Genomic DNA, 25,953 nt, shown 5'->3' with positions numbered 1-25,953 from the left:
AATATTCAATATTTAATAAAAATATCCTTCTAAAAAATAAATTTTTCTTTTCAAATTTATTATATAATCTATAACAAATTAAATTTAACAATCATTTAGTAAGTTTCCTTCTAATATTCCATTTTTAGTTTGTACAATTTCAGTATTTTTAATACTTCCTGATATATCTTTTTCAGACTTTGATACAACTTTTATATAGTTAGGAGTATATCCTTCATACAAATCTTGCGAGTTACTACATTTTTGTTCGTATAAAACCTCCATATTCCTTCCCAAAAACTTTTTCATAAATTCTTCTTCCATAACCTTATCTAAAGCTATAAGTTTGCTGCTTCTCTCATCCTTAATATTACCATCTACTGAATTTTTCATCTCAGCAGCTTTTGTTCCTTTTCTAGGACTATATTTAAATACATGAATTTTTGACAATTTTATTCTTTTCAAAAATTCATAAGTGGTATTAAATTCTTCTTCTGTTTCCTCTGGAAAACCAACAATAATATCTGTAGTTATTGATACATCATCAATATTAGATCTTAAATCTTCTACAATTTTTTCATACTCCCCAGCAGTATACCTTCTATTCATTCTTTTTAAAGTTTCATTACATCCACTTTGAAGTGATAAATGAAAATGAGGACATAACTTTTTAAGAACACTTATTCTTTCTATTACACCTTCTGTAAAGAATTGTGGGTCTATTGAACCTATTCTTACTCTTTCTATACCAGGAATTTTATCTATCTGTTCCAATACAGAAAGTAAGCTGCAATCCTCTTCTAAATCAACTCCATAAGAAGCAGTATGTATTCCTGATAAAATTATTTCTTTAAATCCATGTGCTGCAAGTTCTTTAACTTCACTTATAATTTTTTCTGGAGGCTTACTGCACACAGCACCTCTTGCAAAAGGAATTAAACAATATGAACAGAATCTATTACAGCCATCCTGTATTTTTAGGAATGCTCTAGTTTTATCTTGATAACTTTCTATATTCAATTCTTCAAAAGCATTGTTTTTCATTACTTCTTTAACTTCTACTACTTGTTTTCTTTCTTCTCTTACTCTATTTACCCAATAAACTATTTCACCCTTATTTCTAGTTCCAAGTACAACATCTACTCCATCAATTTGAGATACTTCTTCTGATGCAATTTGTGAATAACATCCTACAACTGATATGACAGCATCCTCATTTTCTCTTCTGGCTCTATGTATCATCTGTCTAGATTTTTTATCTCCCATATTAGTTACAGTACATGTATTTATAACATAAACATCTGCATATTCTTCAAAAGGCACTACTTCGTAGCCATCTTTTATAAATTTTTCTACCATAGCTTCTGTTTCATACTTATTAACTCTACAGCCTAAAGTAGCAAAAGCAACTTTCATTAAAATATTCCTCCTTTTAGTTGGAACACTGAGCAATTAAGATTACTCGCTCCCGCTCGCTAAAGCCCATTTAGGGCTTTAACCCTCCTAAATCTCCTAATTCATACATAAGCAAAGACATACATACAAAACCAGCAGTTTCTGTTCTAAGTATTCTAGGTCCTAATGTAACTATATGAGCACCTAACTTCTCTAAAGCTTCTATTTCTGATTCTTCAAATCCACCTTCTGGTCCTATTATTATTCCTATTTTTTTTATACTGTCTTTATCTATATTATTTACAACTTTTTTTATTCCATAACCTTCTGCATTTTCATAAGGAACTACAATTAAATCCATTTGTTTTAGAACTTCTAGGAGACTCTGAAATTCTATTGGGGTATTAATCTTAGGCACTAAACTTCTTTTACTTTGTTTGCAAGCTTCTAAAGCAATTCTGCACCATCTGTCTATTTTTTTAAATTCACCTAGTTCATTTTTAACCACAACTCTTTCCGTAACTATAGGTGTTACTTCTTTTACACCTAATTCTGTAGTTTTTTGAACTATTAAATCCATCTTGGCAGACTTTGGTAACCCTTGAAATAAATAAACTTCTACATTACTTTCATTGTTAAGTGGAAGCTTCTTTATAAATTTCACAATAACCTGCTTTTTGTTTATTTCTTCTATTTCTCCTAAGAATTCTTCACCTCCACAATTATTAATATTAACTTTGTCTCCAACTTGGAGTCTTAAAACTTTATATATATGTTTTACATCATCACCATTGATAATAGCAGCATTATCATTTATATCGTTTCTATTAACAAAGAACTTATGCATAATACACCACCTTTTAAAATTACATCAAAAGTCTACTAAAGTTTTGCAACTATACATACCCATTCCCCATCAACATTTACTTCTTCTATATTAAATCCTGAACTTTCTAATTTATTTACAACATCATCTTTTCTATCTAGTATTATACCAGAACATATAAATCTTCCACCTGGAACTATAAAGTCCTTTACTCCGTCTGTTAAGAATATTATTACGTCAGCAATAATGTTAGCTACAACTATATCCGCTTTTCCTTGAACTACTTCCATAAGATTTCCATGAAGTATTTTTATATTATCAACGTCATTATATTTAACATTTTCTGATGCAGATTTTACTGCTACAGGGTCTAAATCTACACCTATAACCTCTTTTGCTTTAAGCTTTGCAGCTGTTATAGCAAGTATACCTGAACCTGTTCCTATATCAAATATTTTTGACTCAGGTTTTACATATTTCTCTAAGGCCTTTATACACATTCTTGTAGTCTCATGTGTACCTGTTCCAAAGGCCATTCCAGGATCAAGCTCTACAACTAGTTCATCATCCTTTTTAGAATATTCCTCCCATATAGGCTTTACTACTACTCGATTTCCTACCTTTGTTGGTTTATAATACTTCTTCCAATTATTTTCCCAATCTTCTTCATTTACTTTGCATACTGTAATCAAACCTTTTCCTTTATCTATTCCAAACTTCTCTAAGTCATTAATACTGTCTTTTATATATCTTAAATATCCATCAAGCTTTTCATTTTGTTTATAGTAACCTTTAATTATTGCTCCCTCTTTAACGTTTAATAATGATTCATCAAAATAATCCCAATCTCCCGGGTGCTTTTTCTTGAATTCTATATCTTCAGGATCCTCTATTGAAACCCCTTTAACTTCAGTATTGTATAATATACCTGTTACAGCTTCCACTGCTTCACTACTAGTAATTATTGATACTTCTATCCATTCCTTATCCATAAACAACCTCCACACAATTAATCTTTTATCACATCTACTTTATAATTATAGACTTAATATGTCAATAAAAAACTTTGTTTCCCAAAATTTTGAGAAACAAAGTTTTTTTATTTCAAATTATCTTTTAGCTTGTCAATAAAAGATTTTTTATTATGTTTTCCTTCTGCCATTTCCCCGCTTGCTTCAGCATACATATAAAGAGCTTCTTTCTGTTTCTGGTTTAAATTTTTAGGAATATCTACTACTACATTAACATATTGATCTCCTCTACCATGAGAATTGACCCTAGGTACTCCTTTACCTTTTAATCTAAACACAGTTCCAGGTTGAGTTCCTGCTGGAACATCATACTTAACATCTCCATCTATAGTTGGAACTGTTAATTCTACACCTAAAGCAGCTTTTACAAAGCTTATATGAGTATCTATATAAATATCAAAGCCTTTTCTCTTAAACTTATCACTAGGCATTACTCTTATATTTATATACAAATCTCCTGCTGGGCCACCATTATTTCCGTGTTCACCCTGACCCCTTATAGGCATTACATTACCAGTGTCTACACCTGCTGGTACATTTATTTTTATTTTTCTTTGTTTTCTTATTTTTCCCTTTCCCTTACATTCTGGGCAAGGGTCTGTTATTATTTTTCCTTTACCACCGCACTTATCACAGGTACTCATACTTACAAAGCTTCCTAGTGGAGTATTTCTTTGAACCCTCATTTGACCAGTTCCGCCGCATTTATCACAAGTATGTGCACTCGTTCCTTCTTTAGCTCCTGTTCCATTACATTTTTCGCAATTTTCACTTCTTGTTATATTTACTTGCTTTTCAACTCCAAAAACAGCTTCTTCAAAAGTCAAATTTAAGTTATATTCAAGATCAGCTCCCTTTTCAGGACCATTTCTTCTTTTTCCATTTCCACCAAATCCCCCACCAAAGAAGGAATCAAATATATCACCAAAGCCTCCAAGATCTGAAAAATCAAAACCTCCAAAGCCTCCATCGAATCCACCAGCTCCATTAAAGTCCGTAGTTCCAAATTGATCATATTGTGATCTTTTCTGTGGATCTGAAAGCACTTGATAAGCTTCATTTAGCTCTTTAAATTTTTCTTCTGCTTCCTTATCACCAGGATTTCTATCTGGATGGTATTTTAGTGCTGATTTTCTAAACGCTTTTTTTATTTCATCTTCACTTGCGCCTTTTTCAAGTCCAAGTACTTCATAATAGTCCTTTTTTGCCATCCCTGTTTTCACCACCTAATATAAATATTAAAATTCTATAATTATTTTTCTTACTCAAATTAAGGGAAGAGTATAACTCCTCCCTTAATTATCACAACTATATATTATACACTATATATGTCTAATTAGTGAATATTTTTATTTGTCATCTTCAACTTTATAGTCTGCATCCACTACATTATCATCATGCTTTGCTCCTGCATTGTTTTGTCCTGCACCAGCTGCTCCTCCCATGTTGTTTGGATCAAATCCTGCACCTTGTGCTCCTGCTGCTCCTTGTGGATTTGCTGCTTGGTATATTTTTGATGATACTGCATAGAAAGCTTGAGTTAAATCTTCAGTAGCTTTCTTTATAGCTTCTAGATCTTCTCCATCTTTTACTGCATTAACAGCTTTAACTTTTTCTTCTATATTAGCTTTGTCTTCTGCTGATACTTTATCTCCAAGATCCTTTAATGTCTTTTCTGTCTGATAAACAGCCTGATCAGCATTATTCTTTACTTCTATTGATTCTTTTCTCTTTTTATCTTCTTCAGCAAATTTTTCTGCATCTTTAACAGCCTTATCTATTTCATCATCATTTAAGTTAGTAGAAGCAGTAATTGTAATGTTAGCTTCTTTTCCTGTTCCTTTATCCTTAGCAGAAACATTAACTATACCATTAGCATCTATATCAAAAGTAACTTCTATTTGAGGAACTCCCCTTTGTGCTGGAGCTATACCTGAAAGTGTAAATCTTCCAAGAGTTTTGTTGTCACCAGCCATTTGTCTTTCACCTTGAACTACGTGTATTTCAACAGAAGTCTGTCCGTCTGCAGCTGTTGAGAATACCTGACTCTTTTTAGTTGGTATAGTAGTATTTCTTTCAATTAATGGAGTAGCAACTCCTCCTAAAGTTTCTATACCAAGTGTTAATGGAGTAACATCAAGAAGTAATACATCTTTAACATCTCCTGTTAAAACTCCTGCTTGAATAGAAGCTCCTACTGCAACACATTCATCTGGGTTAACTCCCTTTGAAGGTTCTTTTCCAGTAAATTGTTTAACTGCTTCTTGAACTGCTGGTATTCTTGTAGATCCACCAACAAGTATAACTTTGTTTACATCATTAATTGTAAGTCCAGCATCTTGAAGTGCTTTTTTCATTGGCTCTATTGTTCTTTGAACTAAATCATGAGTTAATTCATTAAATTTAGCTCTAGTTAAAGTCATATCTATGTGCTTTGGACCAGTTGCATCTGCTGTTATAAATGGAAGATTTATACTAGTCTGCATTGATGATGACAATTCAATTTTAGCTTTTTCAGCAGCTTCCTTTAATCTTTGTACAGCCATTTTGTCAGTTCTTAAATCTATTCCATTTTCAGCTTTAAATGTATCTGCTATATAGTTCATTATCTTTTCATCAAAGTCATCTCCACCAAGCTTTGTATCACCATTTGTAGATTTAACTTCAAATACGCCATCACCAAGTTCTAGTATAGATACATCGAAAGTACCGCCACCTAAGTCATATACAAATATTTTCTGATTTGTATCCATTTTATCCATACCGTAAGCAAGTGATGCTGCTGTTGGTTCGTTTATTATTCTTAAAACTTCAAGTCCTGCTATTTTTCCAGCATCTTTTGTTGCCTGTCTTTGGCTATCATTAAAATAAGCTGGAACTGTTATAACAGCTTGAGTAACTGTTTCACCAAGGTAAGCTTCAGCATCTGCTTTTATTTTTTGAAGTACCATTGCTGATATTTCCTGTGGAGTATAATCTTTTCCATCTATATTTGTTTTATGGTTTGTTCCCATATGTCTCTTTATTGATATTATTGTCTTATCAGGATTTGTTATTGCCTGTCTTTTTGCTACCTGTCCTACTAATCTTTCTCCATTTGCTTGGAATGAAACTACTGATGGAGTTGTTCTTGCTCCTTCTGAGTTTGTTATAACTACTGGTTCTCCACCTTCCATAACTGCTACACATGAATTTGTTGTTCCTAAATCAATTCCTATAACTTTTGACATATTAATTTACCTCCTAAAATATCAAATGAATTAACATTCTTTCTATATGTTTGTTATTTATAATAAAATTTAATTTGCAACTTTAACCATACTATGTCTTAAAACTTTATCGCCTCTTTTGTATCCCTTTTGGAATACTTCTACTACTTGATTTTTTCCATACTGTTCATCATCAACATGCATTACTGCATTATGAACATTAGGATCAAATTCTCCATCTGCTCCAATTTCTTCTACTTCCAACTTTTCTAAAGCACCATTAAATTGCTTTATAGTCATTTCTATTCCCTTTTTTAAATCTTCTACACTGCCATCTACAGTTATAGCTCTTTCAAGGTTATCTAATACTGGTAAAAACTCTTTTAGGATATCTTCGCAAGCATTTGTATATATGCCTTCTTTTTCCTTTGCTGTTCTTTTTCTAAAGTTATCATATTCTGCTACTGTTCTTGCCAATCTATCCTTAAAAGTTTGATTTTCACTATCTAATCTACTATTTTCTTTAGCTAATTTTTCATTTTCACTTTTTATTTCATTAATTAAAGATTCTTCTAATTTTGAATCATCCTCTTGTGAATTTTCATCTTTTTCTTCAGCATCTACATTTTGGTCTTTATCAACTTTTTCTTCTTCTACATTTTCTTCAATTAATTCACTCTGCTCTTCCACTTTAACTTGTTCTTCCTTTGACATTTAAATAACTCCTCCAATCTAGCACTTTCTAAATTGCTAACATATATTTTAAAGCCTATTTTATTATCCATCTTGAGGATACGTATGAGTTAAGATATAATTTAACTCCTTAACTACATTAGCCATTAAAGATATTATCTTTGAATAAGGCATTCTAGTTGGTCCAATTACTCCTATTTCTCCTACAGGCTTGTCATTTATACTATAAATTGCTGAAACTACACTGCATTGTTCTGCACCTTCTACAAAATTTTCAGTTCCTATTTTTACAGACATATTAGCACCACTGTTTAAAAGTCCACTTATCTTATCTTTGTTATCTAACAATGATAAAAACTCACGTGCTCTTTCTATGTCCTTATATTCTGGATAATTAAATATATTAGTTGAACCTTCAGTGTAAATTTCAGATTTATCAACTGTATTTAAACTTTCATATAATACAGGAATTATAGCATTGAATATATCATCATATCCTTTTAAATCACTTCTTAAGTTATTTATAACTTCTAAATTTATTTGATCACAATTTAAATTTCTCAATCTAGTATTTAACACATTGCTTAATTTTGTAAGCACATCTGAAGCAACAGCTTTACCTACCCTAATTACATTGTTTTTTATTAATCCACTGTCTGTAATTATTAACAATAATATATTATTACAATCAATATCTAAAAGCTGAACATGCTTTATAGAGCTTTTCCCTACAGATGGAGCTTTTACAACACAGGCCATTTTAGTCAACTCAGATAAAATAGAAGTAGCTTGTTTTAATATTCTGTCTACCTCAAACAACGCTGTACTTAAAATATGTGTTTTTATCATATATTCTTCTTCAGGTGTTAAATTAGGTACCTGCATAAGCTTATCTACATAAAGTCTATATCCCTTATCAGAAGGTTTTCTCCCAGAAGAAGTATGGAGTTGTTCAAGATACCCCATTTCCTCAAGATCTGCCATTTCATTTCTTATAGTAGCAGAACTTATACCCAAATCATACTTTTTTGCTATGGTCCTGGATCCTACAGGTTCAGCAGTATTTATAAAATCATTTATTATTGCTTGAAGTATTTTTATTTTCCTTTCATCCATTTCCATAATTTCACCTCTTTATTAGCACTCGTTGTTGTTGAGTGCTAATTACTATGATTAAAAAATAGCACTGATAATTTTATTTGTCAACACTACATAATTAACTTTATTTGTACGGATAAACTTATATACAAGTTTAAAATAGCTAAATATTAAAATTTCTCTGTTTTTCTAGCGAAACCTATCAAAGTCTTTAAATCAAGTTAATATAAAGTCACACATGACACTATTAGAGACTTCTATGCCTCTTTCACTTAAAAATAAATTATCGTGTTCACATATAATCATGCCATTATCTACATATTTTTTTATAACATTAGGATATATATTATAAATATCTGTGTCGAATCTCTTATTAAATTCTGTTATAGATATCCCAGATATTTTTCTAAGTCCCATAAAAACAAATTCTTCTATATTATCTTCTTTAGAGTTTTCATGCTTATCAAGTTTTAAATTCTTATTTTCTCGTACATTCTTAATGTATTCTTGTATGCTTTCATTTTTTCTATATCTTAAATTATCTATATAAGAATGAGCCCCTGACCCACATCCAATATATTCTTGCAAATTCCAGTATACTAAATTATGTTTACACTCTTTTCCTGGCTTTGAAAAATTAGATATTTCATATTGCCTATAACCTTTGCTTTTTAAAAATTTTATGCCATATCTATACATTTTTCTTTCCATTTCTTCTTCTGGAAAAATTAATTTTCCTTTTTGATCCATGGAGTAAAAAGGAGTGCCTTCTTCGATTATAAGACTATAGCAGGATATATGCTCTGGACTTAACTCTACTACTTTATCTAGAGTTTCTTGCCATTGCTCCATATTTTGTTCTGGTAAGCCAAACATCAAATCTACATTTATATTTTGAAACCCTATATTTCTTGCCATTTCATAACTTTTAATAAAATCTTGGACAGTATGAATTCTCCCCAATTTTTCCAATATATTGTTTTGCCAGCATTGAAGCCCTATGCTAAGTCTATTAACGCCCATTTCTTTTAAAAATTTTAATTTCTCTTTTGTAAAGGTTCCTGGATTTCCTTCTACAGTAAATTCCAAGTCTTTAGTTTTTTTCAATATATCTATAGCCTTTTTAATATTGCCCCATGCTTCTAAAGTCAAATAGGTGGGAGTCCCCCCACCTATGAATATAGTCTTTATACTCCTTCTAGAACAGCTTTCTATGTCACTTGCTAAAGCCTTTGAATAATCTAACATAAGATTTTCTTTATTGGCAAAAGAAGGAAAATCACAGTATAAACACTTTTGTTTGCAAAAGGGAATATGAATATACAAAGCTACTTCTTTATTTTCATAGATAGTTTCACTTTCTATCATAAAATTATCACACCTTTTTACATTGAAAATTAATTTAGGCATGTGAAAGAAAATAATTAGTCCAGATGCGACGGATATTTTGCGTCAGGCAAGGAGGCAGGTTCCGCAGATAGTGAACCCTATCTAAGGGTTCTGCCGACGCCGCATGATACAAAATAGACTAGCAGATGGACTTATTATTTTTTTGAAGATGCCTTATTCTCCTGTCTTAAGTACTGCCATAAATGCTTCCTGTGGAACTTCTACACTTCCCACCTGTCTCATTCTCTTCTTTCCTTCTTTCTGTTTTTCAAGTAACTTTTTCTTTCTAGATATATCTCCACCATAACACTTTGCTAAAACATCTTTTCTCATGGCTTTAATTGTTTCTCTAGCTATAACTTTGCTGCCTACTGCAGCTTGAATTGGTATTTCAAACATCTGTCTTGGTATTATCTCTTTTAATTTTTCTGCTATAGCTCTACCTCTAGCATACGCTCTTTCTTCTGGAACTATCATGGATAATGCATCTACTATTTCTGCGTTTAGAAGAATATCTAATTTAACTAATTTAGCATCCTTATATCCCATTAATTCATAATCTAAAGACGCATACCCTTTAGTTCTTGATTTTAAAGCATCAAAAAAGTCATATATTATTTCATTTAAAGGTATTTCATAATTTAAGGATACTCTTGTAGTTTCTATATACTGCATATCCTTAAATGTTCCACGCCTGTTTTGAGCAAGTTCCATAACAGCTCCAACAAAATCTGATGGTGTTATTATGGACGCTTTTACTATAGGTTCTTCCATATACTTTATTTCCGAAATATCTGGAAGATTTGTAGGATTAGTAAGCTCTATAACTTCTCCATCGGTTTTTCCTATTTTATATATAACAGATGGTGCTGTAGTTATAATATCTAAATTAAATTCTCTTTCTATTCTCTCCTGTATTACGTCCATATGAAGAAGTCCTAAAAATCCACATCTAAATCCAAATCCCAAGGCAATAGAAGTTTCTGGTTCAAAAGATAGTGCAGCATCATTTACTTGCAACTTTTCAAGTGCATCCTTTAACTCACCATATTTCGCTCCGTCTACAGGATAGATACCACTATATACCATAGGTATTGCTGGTCTATATCCCGGTAATGCTTCTTTAGCTGGTCTATCAGCCTCTGTTACCGTATCTCCTACACGAGCATCCCTAACATTTTTAATAGATGCTGTGAAATATCCAACATCTCCTGCTTTTAATTCACTAACAGGCATATATCTAGGTGCAAATACCCCTGTTTCAACTACTTCATATACTTTTCCGGTAACCATTAATTTTACTTTTGTACCAGGTTTTATAGTTCCTTCTTTTACTCTTAAATGGCACACTACTCCTCTGTAACTGTCATAAGATGAATCAAATATAAGTGCTCTTAAAGAAGCATCTTCATCACCTTGTGGTGCTGGCACCTTTTCCACTATAGCTTCCAATACATCTTCTATATTGAGGCCTGTTTTTGCTGATACTAAAGGTGCATCTGATGCCTCAATTCCTATTACATCTTCTATTTCCTGCTTAACTTCATCCGCTCTAGAACTAGGCAAATCTATTTTATTTATTACTGGAACAATTTCTAAATCATGATCTAGTGCTAAATAGCAGTTTGCTAGAGTTTGTGCTTGTATACCCTGTGTAGCATCAACTACAAGTATAGCACCTTCACAAGCAGCCAAACTTCTAGATACTTCGTAATTAAAGTCTACATGACCAGGGGTATCTATAAGATTCAAAATATATTCATGTCCATCATCTCTTTTATAAACAAGTCTCACTGCTTGTGATTTTATTGTTATTCCTCTTTCTTTTTCAAGTTCCATGTTATCAAGAACCTGTTCATCCATTTCTCTTTCTGTAAGGGTTCCTGTTTTTTCTATTAATCTATCAGCAAGTGTAGACTTTCCATGATCTATATGAGCAACTATAGAAAAATTTCTTATATATTTTTGCCTTTCGCTCTGCATATCCTTTACCCTCCATTACTAATTACAATTTAAAAGATTTGCATCTTATTGCAAATCTTATACTATACTCTTAATATAAATAATCATAGTAAATTATAACACAACAACAATACAGTTAAAAGTGGATTCTATATACCTTTATTTAACTTTATGCTGTATAGTATTATTTATTTTTTCTTCAACACACTTAAATACATCAGAAGTTTTATTTAACATATAGGATGTGTCATTCTGAACTTTTTTACCAATATTATTAATAATTTTACCAGAACTGTTTTTTATATTTGTAACAGCCTTTGAATTTATGTATAAAGAATACTCCCCAACTTCAAATCTAAAATCAAAAGGCTTCTTTGAATAATCTATTTTAAAATCCGCTTTATCCTTTATAAATTTAGGCAAATTATTACTGATAACAATAATTCCACACAAGGATATGAAAAAGCATATTATTATCATAACCATAATACTCCTACCATTCTTTTTCATATAAGAAAAAACACCCCCAAATAATAATTAATAGTTAAAAAATGAACATATCCAACCTTCAACTATCCTATTATTTAAGGATGTACTCTTTTTTTATTTTTATTCAATGTTAGTATATACTTATTCTAATTTTTGTCTAATAACTTTACCCCAATATTCCCATAAAAAACTCTATTTATTAAGACATTCTGCTATTATTCTAGCAAGATATTTAGCTGATGCTTTCGCTTCATCGGTAGTGTTTATATCTGCACCTACTTCTAGTAGTATTGCATTATTGCTTTTATCCTGATTAAAATATCTTGTTCCATAATTGTAGTAACACACCTCTTTGCAAAAACCTGGATATAATCTTTTCGAAGTTTCTGCTATTTTATTTGCCAATTCCATATTTTTATCAAAATGTGGATTTTTTCTGGCCATAACAAGCATAAATTTAGCTACATTTTCCCCATTCATTTTAATAGTAACTGCTTTTTTATCATCTACAGAATCTCTATGCAAATCTATTACTAATTTAAAGTCTTTATACTGTTTTAAATATTTATCTACTGTTACAGCTGATCGTTCGTAGCTTTGAGTATAAGCTTCTGCATCATGTACTGTTTTGTCGTTTATGCCAGAAATTCCATAATTCTTCTGCAATTCATCTATTAATGCATCTCCTACTGCACAAACATTTTGAGATGTATCAAAACTTATGGCATTACCTGGTTTATAGCTTTCTGTAGTGTGAGTATGATATATAAGTACTTCTGGCTTGCTAGTGTTTAAAGTTTTTTTCAATTTTGGATCATAAACATTTACCGTTTTATTTTCCAAATTTAAATTTCCACTAGAACTATCATTTGATTTTGGATTGTCCTTTGAAACTTGTTTTTCATCTAACTTAAATTGATTAAAATTCACATTTACATCATTTTTTGAGCTATCATTACCCAAATTCATATAAGATATTTCTTTTGATAAAACTGACATAGGATTGTTCATTTTCAATCCTAATACATTTAATACTGAATCACTTAGTGAAAATCTACTTTCCGCCATATCATCTTCATTAAAAGAAGTTGCCTTTACTGCTGGCATTGTGAAATTCAAAACCTGTACATAGAATAGATTTCTTTTTACATTACTGCTATAAGAATTAGCTTTAGCTACAAAAGGCACGATGATAATAATAAATAAACTCATCATTACAATGTATAATCTCAATGCCAGATTATTTTTTGTATTATTTCTTCTGTATCCCACCAATTACACCACTATGAAAATATTCAAAGCAGCTTTCCCCCCTCTCAGATAAACTACTAAGTTTTTCTCATGTTCAAACAAATTCTATATTAAATTTATATTACAAATCTTTAAATTTATAACTAATTTAAGAACTTATTTATATCTTCAAGATTTAAAGCTGGCTGAAGAGCTATATTTATTCCATTAGCTATTACTTTAGAAACTGAATCTATAACTAAATCTACCTCTTTAGGAGTTACCATTAAGTTTCCAACATAAGGATCCAAAAGCTGCTCAATCATATGCTGCTTTTCATTTTTATCTAAAGATTTTAACATATCATAGAACTTACTATCTTTTTTAGATTGTTTTATCATTTCATCTAATACCATATCAATAGTATCATTAGCCATTGTAGCTGCATCCACAACAGTTGGCACACCTATAGCTATTACCGGTATTCCTAAAACATTTTCGCTTATCTCCATCCTCCTATTTCCAACTCCTGAGCCTGGAGATATTCCTGTATTTCCTATTTGAATTGTTGAATTTACTCTATCCATTTTTCTTGAAGCCAATGCATCTATACATACTATTAAATTAGGCTTTATTTTTTCTACTACACCTTTTACAATTTCTCCTGTTTCTATTCCTGTAAGTCCCAAAACTCCTGGTGCTATAGCACATACAGGCCTTATACCCTCATCTATTTTATCTGGAACTAATTGTTTTAAATGTCTTGTAATCATCAATTTAGATACTACCTTAGGTCCTAAAGCATCAGGAGTTACATTCCAATTACCCAATCCCACTACTAAAGCAGTCATACTGTCATCTATGTTTACCATTTCAGATAAAGTTTTGCCAAGAACTTCACTGACCTGCTCCATAGTATCACCATCATAATAAGTAAACTTTGGCATCTCTATAGTTATGTATGTTCCCTTAGGTTTCCCCATCATTTTTTCTCCTACATCATTCACTACTCTAACTATAGTTGTCTTTATGTCATCTACACAATTTTCCTCCACCTCTACTCCAGGTATCTCTCCATTATTTTCCTGTTTGTAAATTTCTGCAGCTTCAACAGCCAAATCAGTTCTTATACCAAACATAACTTCACTCCCTTAAATAAATTTTCTATTAGGTTTTCCTTAAATTAACGTGCATATTCAAACTTTAAGCATAATTTAAATCCAAAATATTACATATTTAAGTTTGCATAGTAAAAAAATACTTGAAGTACTTGAATTTTAATGATATAATATCATTTGTTGAATAAACGAAACTCACTAGCAAATTTCCCCAGAGCTGTTGAGGCCCTATAAAAATACGAGGGGGTGAAAATATGGCAAATATAAAATCTGCAAAGAAAAGAATAAAAGTTATAGAAACTAAAACTCTTAGAAACAGAATGATTAAATCTGCATTAAAAACTGCTATAAAGAAGTTTGAAGTTGCTATAACTAGCGGAAATGCTGAAGAAGCAAAAACTACTTTTGTTGGTGCCGTTAAAGCATTAGATATGGCTGCTTCAAAGGGAGTAGTACATAAGAACAAAGCAGCAAGAAGCAAATCAAGATTATCAGCAAAATTAAAAAGTTTAACTGCTTAATAAATAAACCGGTTCTTTAAACCGGTTTTTTTATTTTTTATCCTGTAATAGTGTTTATCACAAGTAATTCTATTTCAGTTTTTCCATTTACAGTGGAACTTTTTAATTTCTGCTCACAGTCTAAACATAATTGTAAGGCATGTTCTAATTGTTTTAAGGTAAACTTTTTACTTTGTCCTATAATTATGTCACATGCATAATCAGACCTTATATTAAGTTCTTTCATAATATCCTGTTTATTTTTTTTATTTTCTAGTAACATCTTTACTCTAAATAAACGATTAAATTGTCTTTCTATCATGTTCAATATATATGGTATCTTTTCTCCCCTGTATATAAGTTCATTCAACACTTCTATAGCTTCTTTTACTTTTTTTTGGGATATAGGATTTACTAAATCAAAAATGTCATCATCATTACTCTTTAAAAACAACTCTTTTATATCTTCTTTTGTTATAGACTTTTCATAAGTATAACAGCATAATTTTTCAACTTCATTTTCAATAATATTTAAATTATTTTCATCCATAAGAGTAGAAAAAACTTTAAGTTCAATTCTTCCAATTTGTTTACCTCTTGCTTCAAAAAAACTTTTTATTTTTCCTTCAAGCTGCTGACCCTTAATTTTGTCAGCCTTCACTACACATGCTCTTTTATCTAATTTATATATCTTTTTACCCGGCTTATCTCTTTTACTTTTAAAAACATCATAAAATATAAGTATACAATAATCAGGTAAATTGGATGCATATTCATAAATTCTATTAAAAACATTATCATTTTTATCTTCTTGAAAAAAGTTAGCTCTATATACTAATACAACTTTTTTATCACTCATAAAAGGTAGTGTTTCACAAGCATTGACAACAGGTTCAAAACTTTCTAATGTACTGCCATCAAATTTAACATAATTTAAATCCATAAAGGTTTTATCTAAAACTTTATTTATTATAGAATTTATTCCATCCTTCATAAGCTGTTCATCTATTCCACAAAACAAATAACAATTATTTAAAATACCCTTTTTAATATTCTCATTAAAGGTAAATACATCAATCAAAAAAATTCCCCTCCATACCTTATTTTTAATTAAAAATTAATAGTACAGAAAAAAGTCCACATTAACTATTAATTCTTCATTTTTAACTATTAATTTAATTTATATATTTCGTTAAATATTATAGCATATAAAATACAATTTTCCTCATTGCTATAATCGGAATATGTTTTATTATCTTTTTTCAAATATACAGGTAAAACTTCCACCTTATTATAATGTTTAAAAATATCTCTATCTTCTTTTTCAAAATTACTACTTAAAATAGCAAATTTACGATTCCCATTATAAATACATACATTTATAGAATCATTTTTATAATAATAAATATTCTTCATATATAACTTGTTATTTAATTTCACTATCCGGCTTCCTTCAGCATTATTAATAACCTTATCTACATTCATTTCCTCTTTTAAATTTATAATGTCTTTAGCAGAGCTTTCATCATAATTACATATCATTGTGCTGTCTCTTTTATATTTTATAACAACTGCTTGTGCCTTTTGAAAGTTAACACAATACACTTTTGGAATAAAATCGTAGTTTTCAAAAAACATAGGTATAAGCAGTAAAAATGGAATATATTTAAACTTGCTATATCCATGTTTATATAATAAACAACTTATAAATATTAGGGTCAAAATTGTACCATCTAAATAAGTTAAATTATTAACTTCAGGACATATTTTTAAAATTAAATAGTTTGCTCCATCTAAAGCCATCATTACAAAATTTAAAGCCTTACACGTAAATTCAAATAATATGTTAAACCCACATAAAAGAAGAGCTACGTTTCCTAAAATAACTATAATAGAATATATAGGCAATAAAAACAAATTTCCAATTATAAAACCTGAACTAAAACTTTGTATTGTAAAGGCTATATAAGGAACTGAGAATATTTGAGAGCTCAACGTCACACTTAAAGTTTCATTTAACTTTTGCGGTATTTTATATAAAATTCTAGAAATCTTTTTATAATACAAAAGTATACCTAAAGTAGATAAAAAAGATAACATAAAGCCTATATCTGTTATATAATAAGGTCTTACTAGAAGTATAACTAAAGCCGCTAAACTCAAAGATGATATATTGTCATAGTTTTTAAATAACATTTTTGACAATTTAAATACTAATATCATAATAAATGACCTTATAGTAGCCGCCTGCATCCCTGTAAACAGAACATATATAAAAGAAACCAATATTGCTAGTTTCAATCCTATAAACTTTTCAAGTACCTGATATATTATTGCAATATGAAATCCAGATACGCTAACTGCATGAATAACACCCAATTTTTGAAATTGACTTTTAGAATCTTTAGAAAGATATTGTGTATCTCCATAGCAAAGAGACATTATTACAGAAGCTTTATCATCACCTAAATTCTGTTTTAACTGTAAATAAATATTTCTTTTTACTTGATAAAAATAAAAAATAATATCCTTCTTGGAATATTCATAGCTATTTAGTGTATATACTCCTACTATGCCTCTTTCAAAATCTACTTCTTTTTTAAATTTACCATAAGCGTTGATTTTTTCTCCTTCTTTAAGCTTAGCTATATTTCCTTTCAGTATTAGTTTTCTTCCTTTATAATTTGCCATATAATAATAGTTCTTTTTTTCAGCTACTCTTATACTGACATTTTGAGGTATTTTAATATAAAAATATAGCATAAAACTAAAAACTCCAACGAAAAAGAAGGCGACATTTATGAAAAAAAATTTTTTATCCAAGGTAAAGAAGAATATAGCAAAAAAGGATGCAGCAATAACTGCACCCACTATAGTACTCTTAAATAACATCAAAGTAGAAAGGCATCCCATAAACAATGAAATAGTGTAATATACTAATGGCTTTTTCATTATCTATCCCCTCCTGCTATTGATTTTATCCAAATAGCAGAATACTAATCATATATTTCTTCTTTATCAAATTTTTTAAATAAACATATTATAAACCAAATGACTATAACTATACCTATAATCCTTAAATACTCCATATTAAATATAATGTTTTTTCCTGAAATAAGATATAAAACACACCATTGTATAATAAAGTTTATAAATACAATAAAATTTGAAAGCTTATTTTTGAAAAATAGTTTATTTGAAAAACTATAAGTAAATATAACTGTATTTAAATTTAATATACCAAATGATAAAGCTTGAGCAAACATTACTCCTTTACTATATCCAAATTGGAAAGCTAAAGATGCTGCTGCTCCCATTAAAACACCATTAAATATTATAAAAGACATATTATCCTTTATGATTGTTTTGTCTATTATATATCCATCACATTCATTCTTTTCATTTTTATATTGATATGTAATAGCTATACAAGATAATGTCATTGCTATACAGCTAAATATTAATCCTTCTTCTAATATAAATGGAACTTCTCTTTTATACAAATGCATAATAGAAGTAAATGTGATCATAGCTGTACTATTAGTAACCACATATAAAATTATCTTCTTTATTAAGCTTATTATCTTTCTGCTATCTTCAATGGAATTTAAAATTTGCAAAAAATTAATATCATTAACAAATATATCTGATAATTTTTTTACTATATTACTGCTTGAGGTGGTAATTCCTACATCTGAAACTCTTAAAGCAGGTAAATCTGTTAGCTTTGATCCTGTAATAGCTGTAGTATACCCATACTCTTTTAAATCTCTTATTATTTTAACTTTATGCCTTGAATCTATTCTTGAAAAAATATTTATTTTATCTCCGATTCTTTTAAATTCTTCATCCAACATATTATCCATTTCAACACCAGATAATATTTGTTGTATATTAGATATAGTACCTAATTTTTTTCCTAAAGCAAGAGCTGTAAGTTTATTATCTTCAGTAATTATAATAGGCTTGATATTCAAAAATTCACTTTTTTCAATTGCTTCTATAGCATCTTCTCTTATAGTGTTTTCAAAACCAAACAATCCTGAGAAAACCAAATGACTTTCTATATTTTCATTTAAACTAGGCTCATAAATGAAGTTTCTATACGCTGTAGCAATAACTGACAAACATTCGCTAGACATCTCTATGTCTGCCTGTTTTATCTTTTCTATATCTTCATCTGTTATTTCTACTTCTAGACCGTCTTTCATAATATAAGTACATCTAGCTAATATAGAGTCCACTGCTCCTTTAACATTAGCTCTGCAATTCTCATCTACAACATTTAAAGTTGTCATCATTCTTCTTTCAGTATCAAAGGATATTTGCTTAATTCTTTTATGTGTTCTTTCTAAATCTCTTTTATCTATTCCATTTTCCCTTGCAAACTTTACTAAAGCAATTTCCATTAAATCATCCTTGGGATTTTGTAACTTACCTGCAATACTTTTGGTATCGTTACATAATAAAGCTATATTAGTCATTCTATATATGTTTACATCCTTATCTTCAGATATTCCCTGTCTTAGTTCTGATCCTAATGCATCAATCAAAACTTCATCAGAATATATTTTTGCTACTTTCATTTTATTGGTAGAAAAAGCACCTACTTTGTCTGTGCATATAACTGAAACTTGAGCTAACTTTTCCATAACAGATAAGTTTTTAAACACTATAAATTGTTTTTTAGCTATTTTAAGTAAAATTGCAGACACAATGGACACAATTACTATTATTGTTTGTGGTGTAGAATTCAATATCATAGTTGAAGAAAACTTAAGTATATATTTTATATTTTCTTTTTGCATAAAATCAATACACAGAATTGCCACTAAAGGTGTTAATATAAACAAAGCAAATAAATTTAATATACCATTAAGTCGTTCATTAAAGGATTTACCCTCTTCCTTTTCCCCTAAAAATAATTTTATTATATTAGATATTTGAGTATTCATACCAGTAGCTATTACTATACCTGTACCACTTCCATCAACAACATAAGATGATTTAAATAGTATATTTTTCATATCTGATAATTTTAATTCTTTATCTATTATTTTTGTTTCATATTTTTCTGCTATGAAACTTTTCCCTGTAACAGCACTCTCATTTGTCTTTAATTCATCACTTTCAATAACTCTTAAATCTGCCTGTATAACTTCACCTTTACCTACTATTACAATATCACCAACTACCAACTGCTCTGCAGGTACTTTTAAAGTTCTTCCTTCTCTAACAACTCTAGCATTTCCCATGTTTAATCTTTGTAGTGTTTTCAAACTTTTTCCTTGATTATATTCACTTAATACAACAAATAAAAAGTTAATTATAATTATAAAAAATCCTATAGAAGCAGAAATATATTGATGCAAATAAACAAACACTATAGAAACTAAAATTAATATTATCATCCAAAAATTTTTAATTTGATTTTTAATTAGCTTTCCTAGTTTAGGTGGCCTAGGCATTTTTATTTTATTAGCACCGTATTTATCTCTATGAGGTTTTACTTGTTCCTCATCTAATCCTGAATATATGTTGCTTCCAAAATTTTTAACAACTTCGCTCCAAGGCTTGTCATACCATTCAATCATAAGTTTTCACCTTTCTATAAGTTAAGTAAAGTTTATCCATATTATAGATATTTGCCCTCATTTTAATAGTCGTTCCATAGATAAAAGACTTTAATACATAGTAAGCATAAAGGTAATAATGCCAATATATACTCATTGGCACTATTACTATCTATCAAATACTATCAATTTTAAGAATATCTAGTGCTTCTCTATCTATTACATCAAATAGCTTTATGGACCTTATTATCTCCTTTTTAGCCATGTCTACATATCCATGTTTATTGTATAACTTTCCAAGCTGCAATAATACTGATTTATCACTTACTAAATTTAGTAAATTTAAAGCTTTCTCAAATTTTTCGAATTCCTTATTTATAAGAAGTATTTCACAAATTTCAAACATAGTTGATGTATAATCTATTTCACTTTCATCTTCAGATAAAATAGACGTTTTATTATCACTAATAAGATTAAAGAATTGTATATATACTTCAAATACCTTTTTATTATACTCTAATAATTTATTTTCATTAAATCCATTTATTACTTTTAGTGCTAGTTCATATTTATTCATGACAATAAGACACATAATCCTATACATCATAATTTGAAAATAATATACGTTATCCTGATATATATTTTTTGTATACTCAATGCATTCATCAAACTTTGATGATCTTATAAGGCATTTTATTTTAAAAAACTTAAGCTCCTCTGAAATATCCGTTTCTATTTCGCATTTATTTATATATTCTAATGCTGTTTCATAATATCCTTCCATATAAAATAAATCTGCGACTATAGAGTATTCCCTTGGAAAATCAGTGAAAAAATTTTCTATACTTTTTTTAAATTCCTCCAGCGGCGTTTGTTTTTCTTTTAATATATGTGCAATATTGTATAGTGGCACTAAATAATCAGGTTTTAATCTTATTGTTTGAACACAATAATCATATGCTGTATCATAATCTTTGAGTTTCATATATATTTGTGCTAATTCATAAGAGGCTTTAAAACCACCCGTTCCATAAATAGATTTAAGAATTCCAGATGCTTCTCCTATTTCCATACACTTTTCAAAAGCCTTTATTGCTAAAGTAGGTCTATCTTGAGCAGCCAACATTGATCCTTTTAAATAATATAAATCTGTAAATTTAGGATAGTATTTAAGTCCAATATCTATAAATTCAAAAGCTTTATTGTAATATCCTAAACTATAGTTACTCATAACTATTCTTTCAATTAATTTTGGAGCAAAACCTGTAGTTTCATCAAATTCTTCATATGCTTTATAATAATTTTCTAATGCTTTTTCCTCATTACCTATTGAAGAATACTCATTTGCCAAATTAAAATAATTGAATTTATCTTGTGGATTCTTTTTTATTTGTTCTTCCAAAATAGCAATATTCCTTTTATTTTTATTTTTGCTTATTAAACTTTCATCTAAATATCCATAATGATATATTTTTATGGGTTCCTCTTTTCCTCTAATAGGATGTTCCTTATTTATTAATTGATTGTGTATAACCCCTTCATAACAATATCCATAATTATTTTTGAAAAGCCTTGGATTTAAATTTATAGTCATATTATTGCTTGACAGAACTCCAAAGTAACACATAGTTTCAAAGAAATATACTGTATCATCATCAAGGTTCTTAACTAACATTTTAAATTTTTCTTTATCATCTTTACAGAACTCATCATCTGCATCCATAATAAAAATCCAATCCTTTGTTGCATACTTAAGCGATTCATTTCGTGCAGTACTAAAATCATTGCACCACTCAAAATAATAGATTTTTGCTCCATAGTTTTTTGCTATTTCTACCGTTTTATCAGAAGAACCTGTATCAACTATTATCATTTCATCTACTATATCTTTAACGCTTTCAAGACACCTTGGAAGATTTTCTTCTTCATTTTTTACAATCATACATAAACTAATTTCATGGGCCATTTCTTCATCACCTCATTACACTTTTTCAGAGGACATTTGACAGAGGACAAAGGACAATGAAGGTGAGTTTTAAAGATTGTTTTGCTAAAGCAAAATAATCTTTAAATTTATATTAGTCAGCAATGTTTCGCTTTAGCGAAACGAGGCATCGAAAATTTAATTAAAGATTTTTCGTAGTGTAGCGGAGAAAAATCCTCCTTCACTGTCCTCTGTCAATTGTCCTCTGTCCTCTCCCAAAAGTTGCTTCGTAATATTTTTAGACTGCGAAAGTTAAGTTATAAAACTTATAACCTAATTCAATGTATATTATGAATTACAATTAAAAAGTGTGTCCTGAAGAATATCTGCCCCTTGCTTATCAATTATTTCAAATAGTTTTATTGATCTCATTATTTCCTTTTTTGCCATGTCCTTATATCCATATTTATAATAAATCTTTCCAAGCTCAAGCAATACAAATTTATCACTTATTAAATTTAATAAATTTAAAGCTTTCTCCAATTTATCAAATTCTTTATTTATGATAAATATCTCAATAATTTCAAATATAAATTCATTATAACTTTTCTCATCTTCACTTTCTGATAAAACAGAAACTTGTTTATCTGTAAATAAATTTACCAATTGTCTATATACTTGAAACATTTTCTTATCATCATCAGAAAAATAGTTTTCGTCAAAATCATTTATAATGTTTAATGCTAAATCCAATCTATCTAGCATGATTAAACTTATGATTTTACACATTGAAAATTCTAAATAGAGTTGATTGTCTTTAGGTGTAGAATTTATTTCAATGCATTCACTAAATTTAGATGTTCTTATAAGACACTTGGCCTTAAAAATTATTATATCTTCTGTAAGCTGCTGTTTTGCCTCCATTTTTTCTATATATTCTAATGCTGTTTCATAATATCCCTCTGTATAAAATAAATGTGCAATAAAAAAATATTCTCTTGGAAAATCAGAAAAAAAACCTTCTATCCTATTTTTAAAATCATCTATTGGCATTTTTTTTCGTTTTAATATATAACAAATATTGTATAAGGGTTCTAAACAATCAGGTTTTGACTTTATTGTTTCGATGCAATATTTGTATGCAGCATCATAATCTTTCAACTTTATATATAGTTTTGATATTTCATTATATGACCTAAAATTTTCAACTCCATAAATAGATTTTAATGAAGCTGGCGGTTCACCTAATTCTATACACTTTTGAAATGATTTTATTGCCAATGTTGGTTTATTTTGAGCATCATATATAATACCTCTCAAATGATAAAGATCTGTGAAATTTGGATAATAATAAAGCCCAATATTTATAAATTCTAAAGCTTTATCAAAGTTTTTTAATTCATAATTTACAATAATGACTTTTTCCAATAGATTTGCAGAATACTCTAAATGAGGATTGAAACCTTCATATGACTTATAATAACATTCCAAAGCTTTTTTCTTTTCATTTAAACAACAATATTCATTTCCCAAATTGAAATAATTAAATTTATTATCTGGTTCTTCTTTTATCAGCTTTTTTAGTATATTAATATTTCTTTCCCTCTTATTTTTACCAACCATATTTTTTGTCATATATCCATAATGATATATCCTTATCTTTTCTACTTTTCCCTTAATTAAAATATTGGAATTTAATAATTGATTATGAACTGCTCCACGATAATAATATCCATAGTTATTTTTGAAAAGACGTGGATTTAAATTTACATTTAAATTTGAACTTTTTTCATCTCCTAAATAGCTCAAAGTTTCAAAGTAATATAAAATATTATTATCAAGATTTTTAATTAATTCTTTAAACTTCGTTCTATCTTCTATACAAAATTCATCATCTGCATCCATAATTAAAATCCAATCCTTGGTTGCATATTTTAATGATTCATTTCTTGCAGCACTAAAATCATTACACCATTTAAAATAAAATACTTTAGCACCATAGCTTTTAGCTATTTCTACAGTTTTATCTGTAGATCCTGTATCAACTATTATAATTTCATCAACTAAATCTTTAACACTTAAAATACATCTTTCAATATTTTCCTCTTCATTTTTTACTATCATACAAAGGCTGATTTCATTAAACACTGGTAAATCACCTCTTAATTTTTTCCAAATTTATAAAAAAGCCAAGAAGTACATTCAAGTACTTCTCAGCCATTAATCTTTAATATCTTCCATTAAACCAAACCTGCACAGATTGAGTAGTATTTGAAGTAAATTGAAGTCTTGTATAATGGAAATAGTACTCTGAAGTTATAACCTTTGGTTTGTCTGCTACTATTTCTGCTTTTTCACCAATTATTGCATAGTCAGCTCCTTTAGTTGGTGCTACTAAAACTTGTACATTTACTGTTGCTTTAGTAGCAGATACATTTTTAATATACCAGCTAATGTCTTGATATTTTGAAGTATCCACAATTGTACCTAATTTTTCAGCTTTTAGATTCTTAACTGTTTCACTAACTTCATAGAATTTCCTACCACTGAGATTAACCATTAATTGTCCATCATGATCAATTTTAACCTGCTGAATAGTTGCTCCTGTATAACCGTATATTTGAGCAGTTCCTACTGAGCTAACCTTAGTTACTCCTGTTACTGTTGTAACTGTATTCACTGTTCCTAAACTATTAACTTTAGCTACATCTGTTACTGCACTAACCGTACTAACTGTGTTTACTGTTCCTAAACTATTAACTTTAGCCACATCTGTTACTGCACTAACCGTACTAACTGTGTTCACTGTTCCTAAACTATTAACTTTAGCCACATCTGTTACTGCACTAACTGTGCTAACTGTGTTCACTGTTCCTAAACTATTAACTTTAGCTACATCTGTTACTGCACTAACTGTGCTAACTGTGTTCACTGTTCCTAAACTATTAACTTTAGCTACATCTGTTACTGCACTAACTGTGCTAACTGTGTTCACTGTTCCTAAACTATTAACTTTAGCTACATCTGTTACTGCACTAACTGTGCTAACTGTGTTCACTGTTCCTAAACTATTAACTTTAGCTACATCTGTTACTGCACTAACTGTGCTAACTGTGTTCACTGTTCCTAAACTATTAACTTTAGCTACATCTGTTACTGCACTAACTGTGCTAACTGTGTTCACTGTTCCTAAACTATTAACTTTAGCTACATCTGTTACTGCACTAACTGTGCTAACTGTGTTCACTGTTCCTAAACTATTAACTTTAGCTACATCTGTTACTGCACTAACTGTGCTAACTGTGTTCACTGTTCCTAAACTATTAACTTTATTTATTGTTGCAACTTTAACGTCTATTGCACCACTTGAACTTACACTAACTGATTTATAACTCTTTGAATTTGAATCATAACCAAATATCGCCGTTTTTAATTGACTAGCTGAATCTTGAAATACTATACTATTAGCCAAAGTTCTTCACCTCTTAATTCTTAGTTAAAATTAAAGTACCTTGCCTGTACTTCAATATATAATAT

19 protein-coding genes are annotated in these 25,953 nt (G+C 29.2%); 1 reads left to right on the top strand and 18 read right to left on the bottom strand.

The window, feature by feature from the left end; all coding sequences use genetic code 11:
• Positions 1–84: 84 nt before the first annotated feature.
• The 12 genes from mtaB to gpr form a co-directional block, all read right to left on the bottom strand.
• Positions 85–1,395: a tRNA (N(6)-L-threonylcarbamoyladenosine(37)-C(2))-methylthiotransferase MtaB gene (gene mtaB, locus Ccar_RS23615; protein WP_007061148.1), complete on the bottom strand. Its 1,311-nt coding sequence runs from the start codon at positions 1,393–1,395 to the stop codon at positions 85–87.
• 70 nt (positions 1,396–1,465) lie between these two features.
• Complete coding sequence (locus Ccar_RS23610) at positions 1,466–2,221, bottom strand: 16S rRNA (uracil(1498)-N(3))-methyltransferase (protein ID WP_007061149.1); 756 nt, start codon at positions 2,219–2,221, stop codon at positions 1,466–1,468.
• Between the two features lie 35 nt (positions 2,222–2,256).
• Positions 2,257–3,192, bottom strand: a complete 936-nt coding sequence (gene prmA / locus Ccar_RS23605) for a 50S ribosomal protein L11 methyltransferase (RefSeq protein WP_007061150.1) — start codon at positions 3,190–3,192, stop codon at positions 2,257–2,259.
• Positions 3,193–3,299: 107 nt separating this feature from the next.
• Positions 3,300–4,442: a molecular chaperone DnaJ gene (dnaJ, locus tag Ccar_RS23600; protein ID WP_007061151.1), complete on the bottom strand. Its 1,143-nt coding sequence runs from the start codon at positions 4,440–4,442 to the stop codon at positions 3,300–3,302.
• Between the two features lie 138 nt (positions 4,443–4,580).
• Positions 4,581–6,461 carry a molecular chaperone DnaK gene (gene dnaK, locus Ccar_RS23595; RefSeq protein ID WP_007061152.1) on the bottom strand — a complete coding sequence of 627 codons (1,881 nt, stop codon included), beginning with the start codon at positions 6,459–6,461 and terminating at the stop codon, positions 4,581–4,583.
• A 69-nt stretch (positions 6,462–6,530) separates the two neighbouring features.
• On the bottom strand, positions 6,531–7,154 hold the full coding sequence (gene grpE / locus Ccar_RS23590; protein WP_007061153.1) for a nucleotide exchange factor GrpE: 624 nt from the start codon (positions 7,152–7,154) through the stop codon (positions 6,531–6,533).
• A gap of 63 nt (positions 7,155–7,217) precedes the next feature.
• The gene (hrcA, locus tag Ccar_RS23585) at positions 7,218–8,255 is read right to left on the bottom strand and encodes a heat-inducible transcriptional repressor HrcA (RefSeq protein ID WP_007061154.1); all 1,038 of its coding nucleotides are present in this window, start codon (positions 8,253–8,255) and stop codon (positions 7,218–7,220) included.
• Positions 8,256–8,447: 192 nt separating this feature from the next.
• Entirely contained in the window at positions 8,448–9,599 is a 1,152-nt protein-coding gene (gene hemW / locus Ccar_RS23580; RefSeq protein WP_007061155.1) for a radical SAM family heme chaperone HemW, read from the bottom strand.
• 195 nt (positions 9,600–9,794) lie between these two features.
• Entirely contained in the window at positions 9,795–11,603 is a 1,809-nt protein-coding gene (lepA, locus tag Ccar_RS23575; protein ID WP_007061156.1) for a translation elongation factor 4, read from the bottom strand.
• A gap of 138 nt (positions 11,604–11,741) precedes the next feature.
• The gene (locus Ccar_RS23570) at positions 11,742–12,092 is read right to left on the bottom strand and encodes a hypothetical protein (protein ID WP_237737372.1); all 351 of its coding nucleotides are present in this window, start codon (positions 12,090–12,092) and stop codon (positions 11,742–11,744) included.
• A gap of 171 nt (positions 12,093–12,263) precedes the next feature.
• Positions 12,264–13,343, bottom strand: a complete 1,080-nt coding sequence (locus Ccar_RS23565) for a stage II sporulation protein P (RefSeq protein ID WP_007061158.1) — start codon at positions 13,341–13,343, stop codon at positions 12,264–12,266.
• Positions 13,344–13,465: 122 nt separating this feature from the next.
• The gene (gene gpr / locus Ccar_RS23560; protein ID WP_007061159.1) at positions 13,466–14,440 is read right to left on the bottom strand and encodes a GPR endopeptidase; all 975 of its coding nucleotides are present in this window, start codon (positions 14,438–14,440) and stop codon (positions 13,466–13,468) included.
• Between the two features lie 233 nt (positions 14,441–14,673).
• On the opposite strand from gpr, the gene rpsT reads away from it, so the two are divergent.
• Entirely contained in the window at positions 14,674–14,940 is a 267-nt protein-coding gene (gene rpsT / locus Ccar_RS23555; RefSeq protein WP_007061160.1) for a 30S ribosomal protein S20, read from the top strand.
• Positions 14,941–14,977: 37 nt separating this feature from the next.
• Here the strand turns inward: rpsT and holA are convergent, their stop codons facing one another.
• The 6 genes from holA to Ccar_RS23525 all read right to left on the bottom strand — a co-directional run bounded on the left by holA (position 14,978) and on the right by Ccar_RS23525 (position 25,888).
• Entirely contained in the window at positions 14,978–16,000 is a 1,023-nt protein-coding gene (holA, locus tag Ccar_RS23550) for a DNA polymerase III subunit delta (protein ID WP_007061161.1), read from the bottom strand.
• 89 nt (positions 16,001–16,089) lie between these two features.
• Positions 16,090–17,871, bottom strand: coding sequence for a ComEC/Rec2 family competence protein (locus tag Ccar_RS23545; protein ID WP_007061162.1), 1,782 nt, complete (start codon positions 17,869–17,871; stop codon positions 16,090–16,092).
• Between the two features lie 44 nt (positions 17,872–17,915).
• On the bottom strand, positions 17,916–20,513 hold the full coding sequence (locus tag Ccar_RS23540; protein WP_007061163.1) for a cation-translocating P-type ATPase: 2,598 nt from the start codon (positions 20,511–20,513) through the stop codon (positions 17,916–17,918).
• 154 nt (positions 20,514–20,667) lie between these two features.
• Positions 20,668–22,458 (bottom strand): tetratricopeptide repeat-containing glycosyltransferase family 2 protein, encoded by a 1,791-nt coding sequence (locus Ccar_RS23535; protein ID WP_007061164.1) that lies wholly within the window; start codon positions 22,456–22,458, stop codon positions 20,668–20,670.
• 306 nt (positions 22,459–22,764) lie between these two features.
• Complete coding sequence (locus Ccar_RS23530) at positions 22,765–24,564, bottom strand: glycosyltransferase (RefSeq protein ID WP_007065100.1); 1,800 nt, start codon at positions 24,562–24,564, stop codon at positions 22,765–22,767.
• Between the two features lie 79 nt (positions 24,565–24,643).
• Positions 24,644–25,888 carry a DUF6385 domain-containing protein gene (locus tag Ccar_RS23525; protein ID WP_048030451.1) on the bottom strand — a complete coding sequence of 415 codons (1,245 nt, stop codon included), beginning with the start codon at positions 25,886–25,888 and terminating at the stop codon, positions 24,644–24,646.
• Positions 25,889–25,953: the final 65 nt, after the last annotated feature.

Source organism: Clostridium carboxidivorans P7 (assembly GCF_001038625.1).
Taxonomy (GTDB): domain Bacteria; phylum Bacillota; class Clostridia; order Clostridiales; family Clostridiaceae; genus Clostridium_AM; species Clostridium_AM carboxidivorans.
Note: the sequence above shows the minus strand (reverse complement) of the source record. Positions and strands in the feature narration are given on the sequence as shown.

Excerpts from the sequence above, each read along its gene's own strand:
- Ccar_RS23610 (WP_007061149.1), bottom strand. The coding sequence starts at position 2,221 with ATGCATAAGTTCTTTGTTAATAGAAACGATATAAATGATAATGCTGCT.
- hrcA (WP_007061154.1), bottom strand. The coding sequence starts at position 8,255 with ATGGAAATGGATGAAAGGAAAATAAAAATACTTCAAGCAATAATAAAT.
- Ccar_RS23540 (WP_007061163.1), bottom strand. The coding sequence starts at position 20,513 with ATGATTGAATGGTATGACAAGCCTTGGAGCGAAGTTGTTAAAAATTTT.
- prmA (WP_007061150.1), bottom strand. The coding sequence starts at position 3,192 with ATGGATAAGGAATGGATAGAAGTATCAATAATTACTAGTAGTGAAGCA.
- Ccar_RS23535 (WP_007061164.1), bottom strand. The coding sequence starts at position 22,458 with ATGGCCCATGAAATTAGTTTATGTATGATTGTAAAAAATGAAGAAGAA.
- Ccar_RS23545 (WP_007061162.1), bottom strand. The coding sequence starts at position 17,871 with ATGAAAAAGCCATTAGTATATTACACTATTTCATTGTTTATGGGATGC.
- lepA (WP_007061156.1), bottom strand. The coding sequence starts at position 11,603 with ATGCAGAGCGAAAGGCAAAAATATATAAGAAATTTTTCTATAGTTGCT.
- gpr (WP_007061159.1), bottom strand. The coding sequence starts at position 14,440 with ATGTTTGGTATAAGAACTGATTTGGCTGTTGAAGCTGCAGAAATTTAC.
- mtaB (WP_007061148.1), bottom strand. The coding sequence starts at position 1,395 with ATGAAAGTTGCTTTTGCTACTTTAGGCTGTAGAGTTAATAAGTATGAA.
- dnaJ (WP_007061151.1), bottom strand. The coding sequence starts at position 4,442 with ATGGCAAAAAAGGACTATTATGAAGTACTTGGACTTGAAAAAGGCGCA.
- Ccar_RS23570 (WP_237737372.1), bottom strand. The coding sequence starts at position 12,092 with ATGAAAAAGAATGGTAGGAGTATTATGGTTATGATAATAATATGCTTT.
- hemW (WP_007061155.1), bottom strand. The coding sequence starts at position 9,599 with ATGATAGAAAGTGAAACTATCTATGAAAATAAAGAAGTAGCTTTGTAT.
- dnaK (WP_007061152.1), bottom strand. The coding sequence starts at position 6,461 with ATGTCAAAAGTTATAGGAATTGATTTAGGAACAACAAATTCATGTGTA.
- grpE (WP_007061153.1), bottom strand. The coding sequence starts at position 7,154 with ATGTCAAAGGAAGAACAAGTTAAAGTGGAAGAGCAGAGTGAATTAATT.
- rpsT (WP_007061160.1), top strand. The coding sequence starts at position 14,674 with ATGGCAAATATAAAATCTGCAAAGAAAAGAATAAAAGTTATAGAAACT.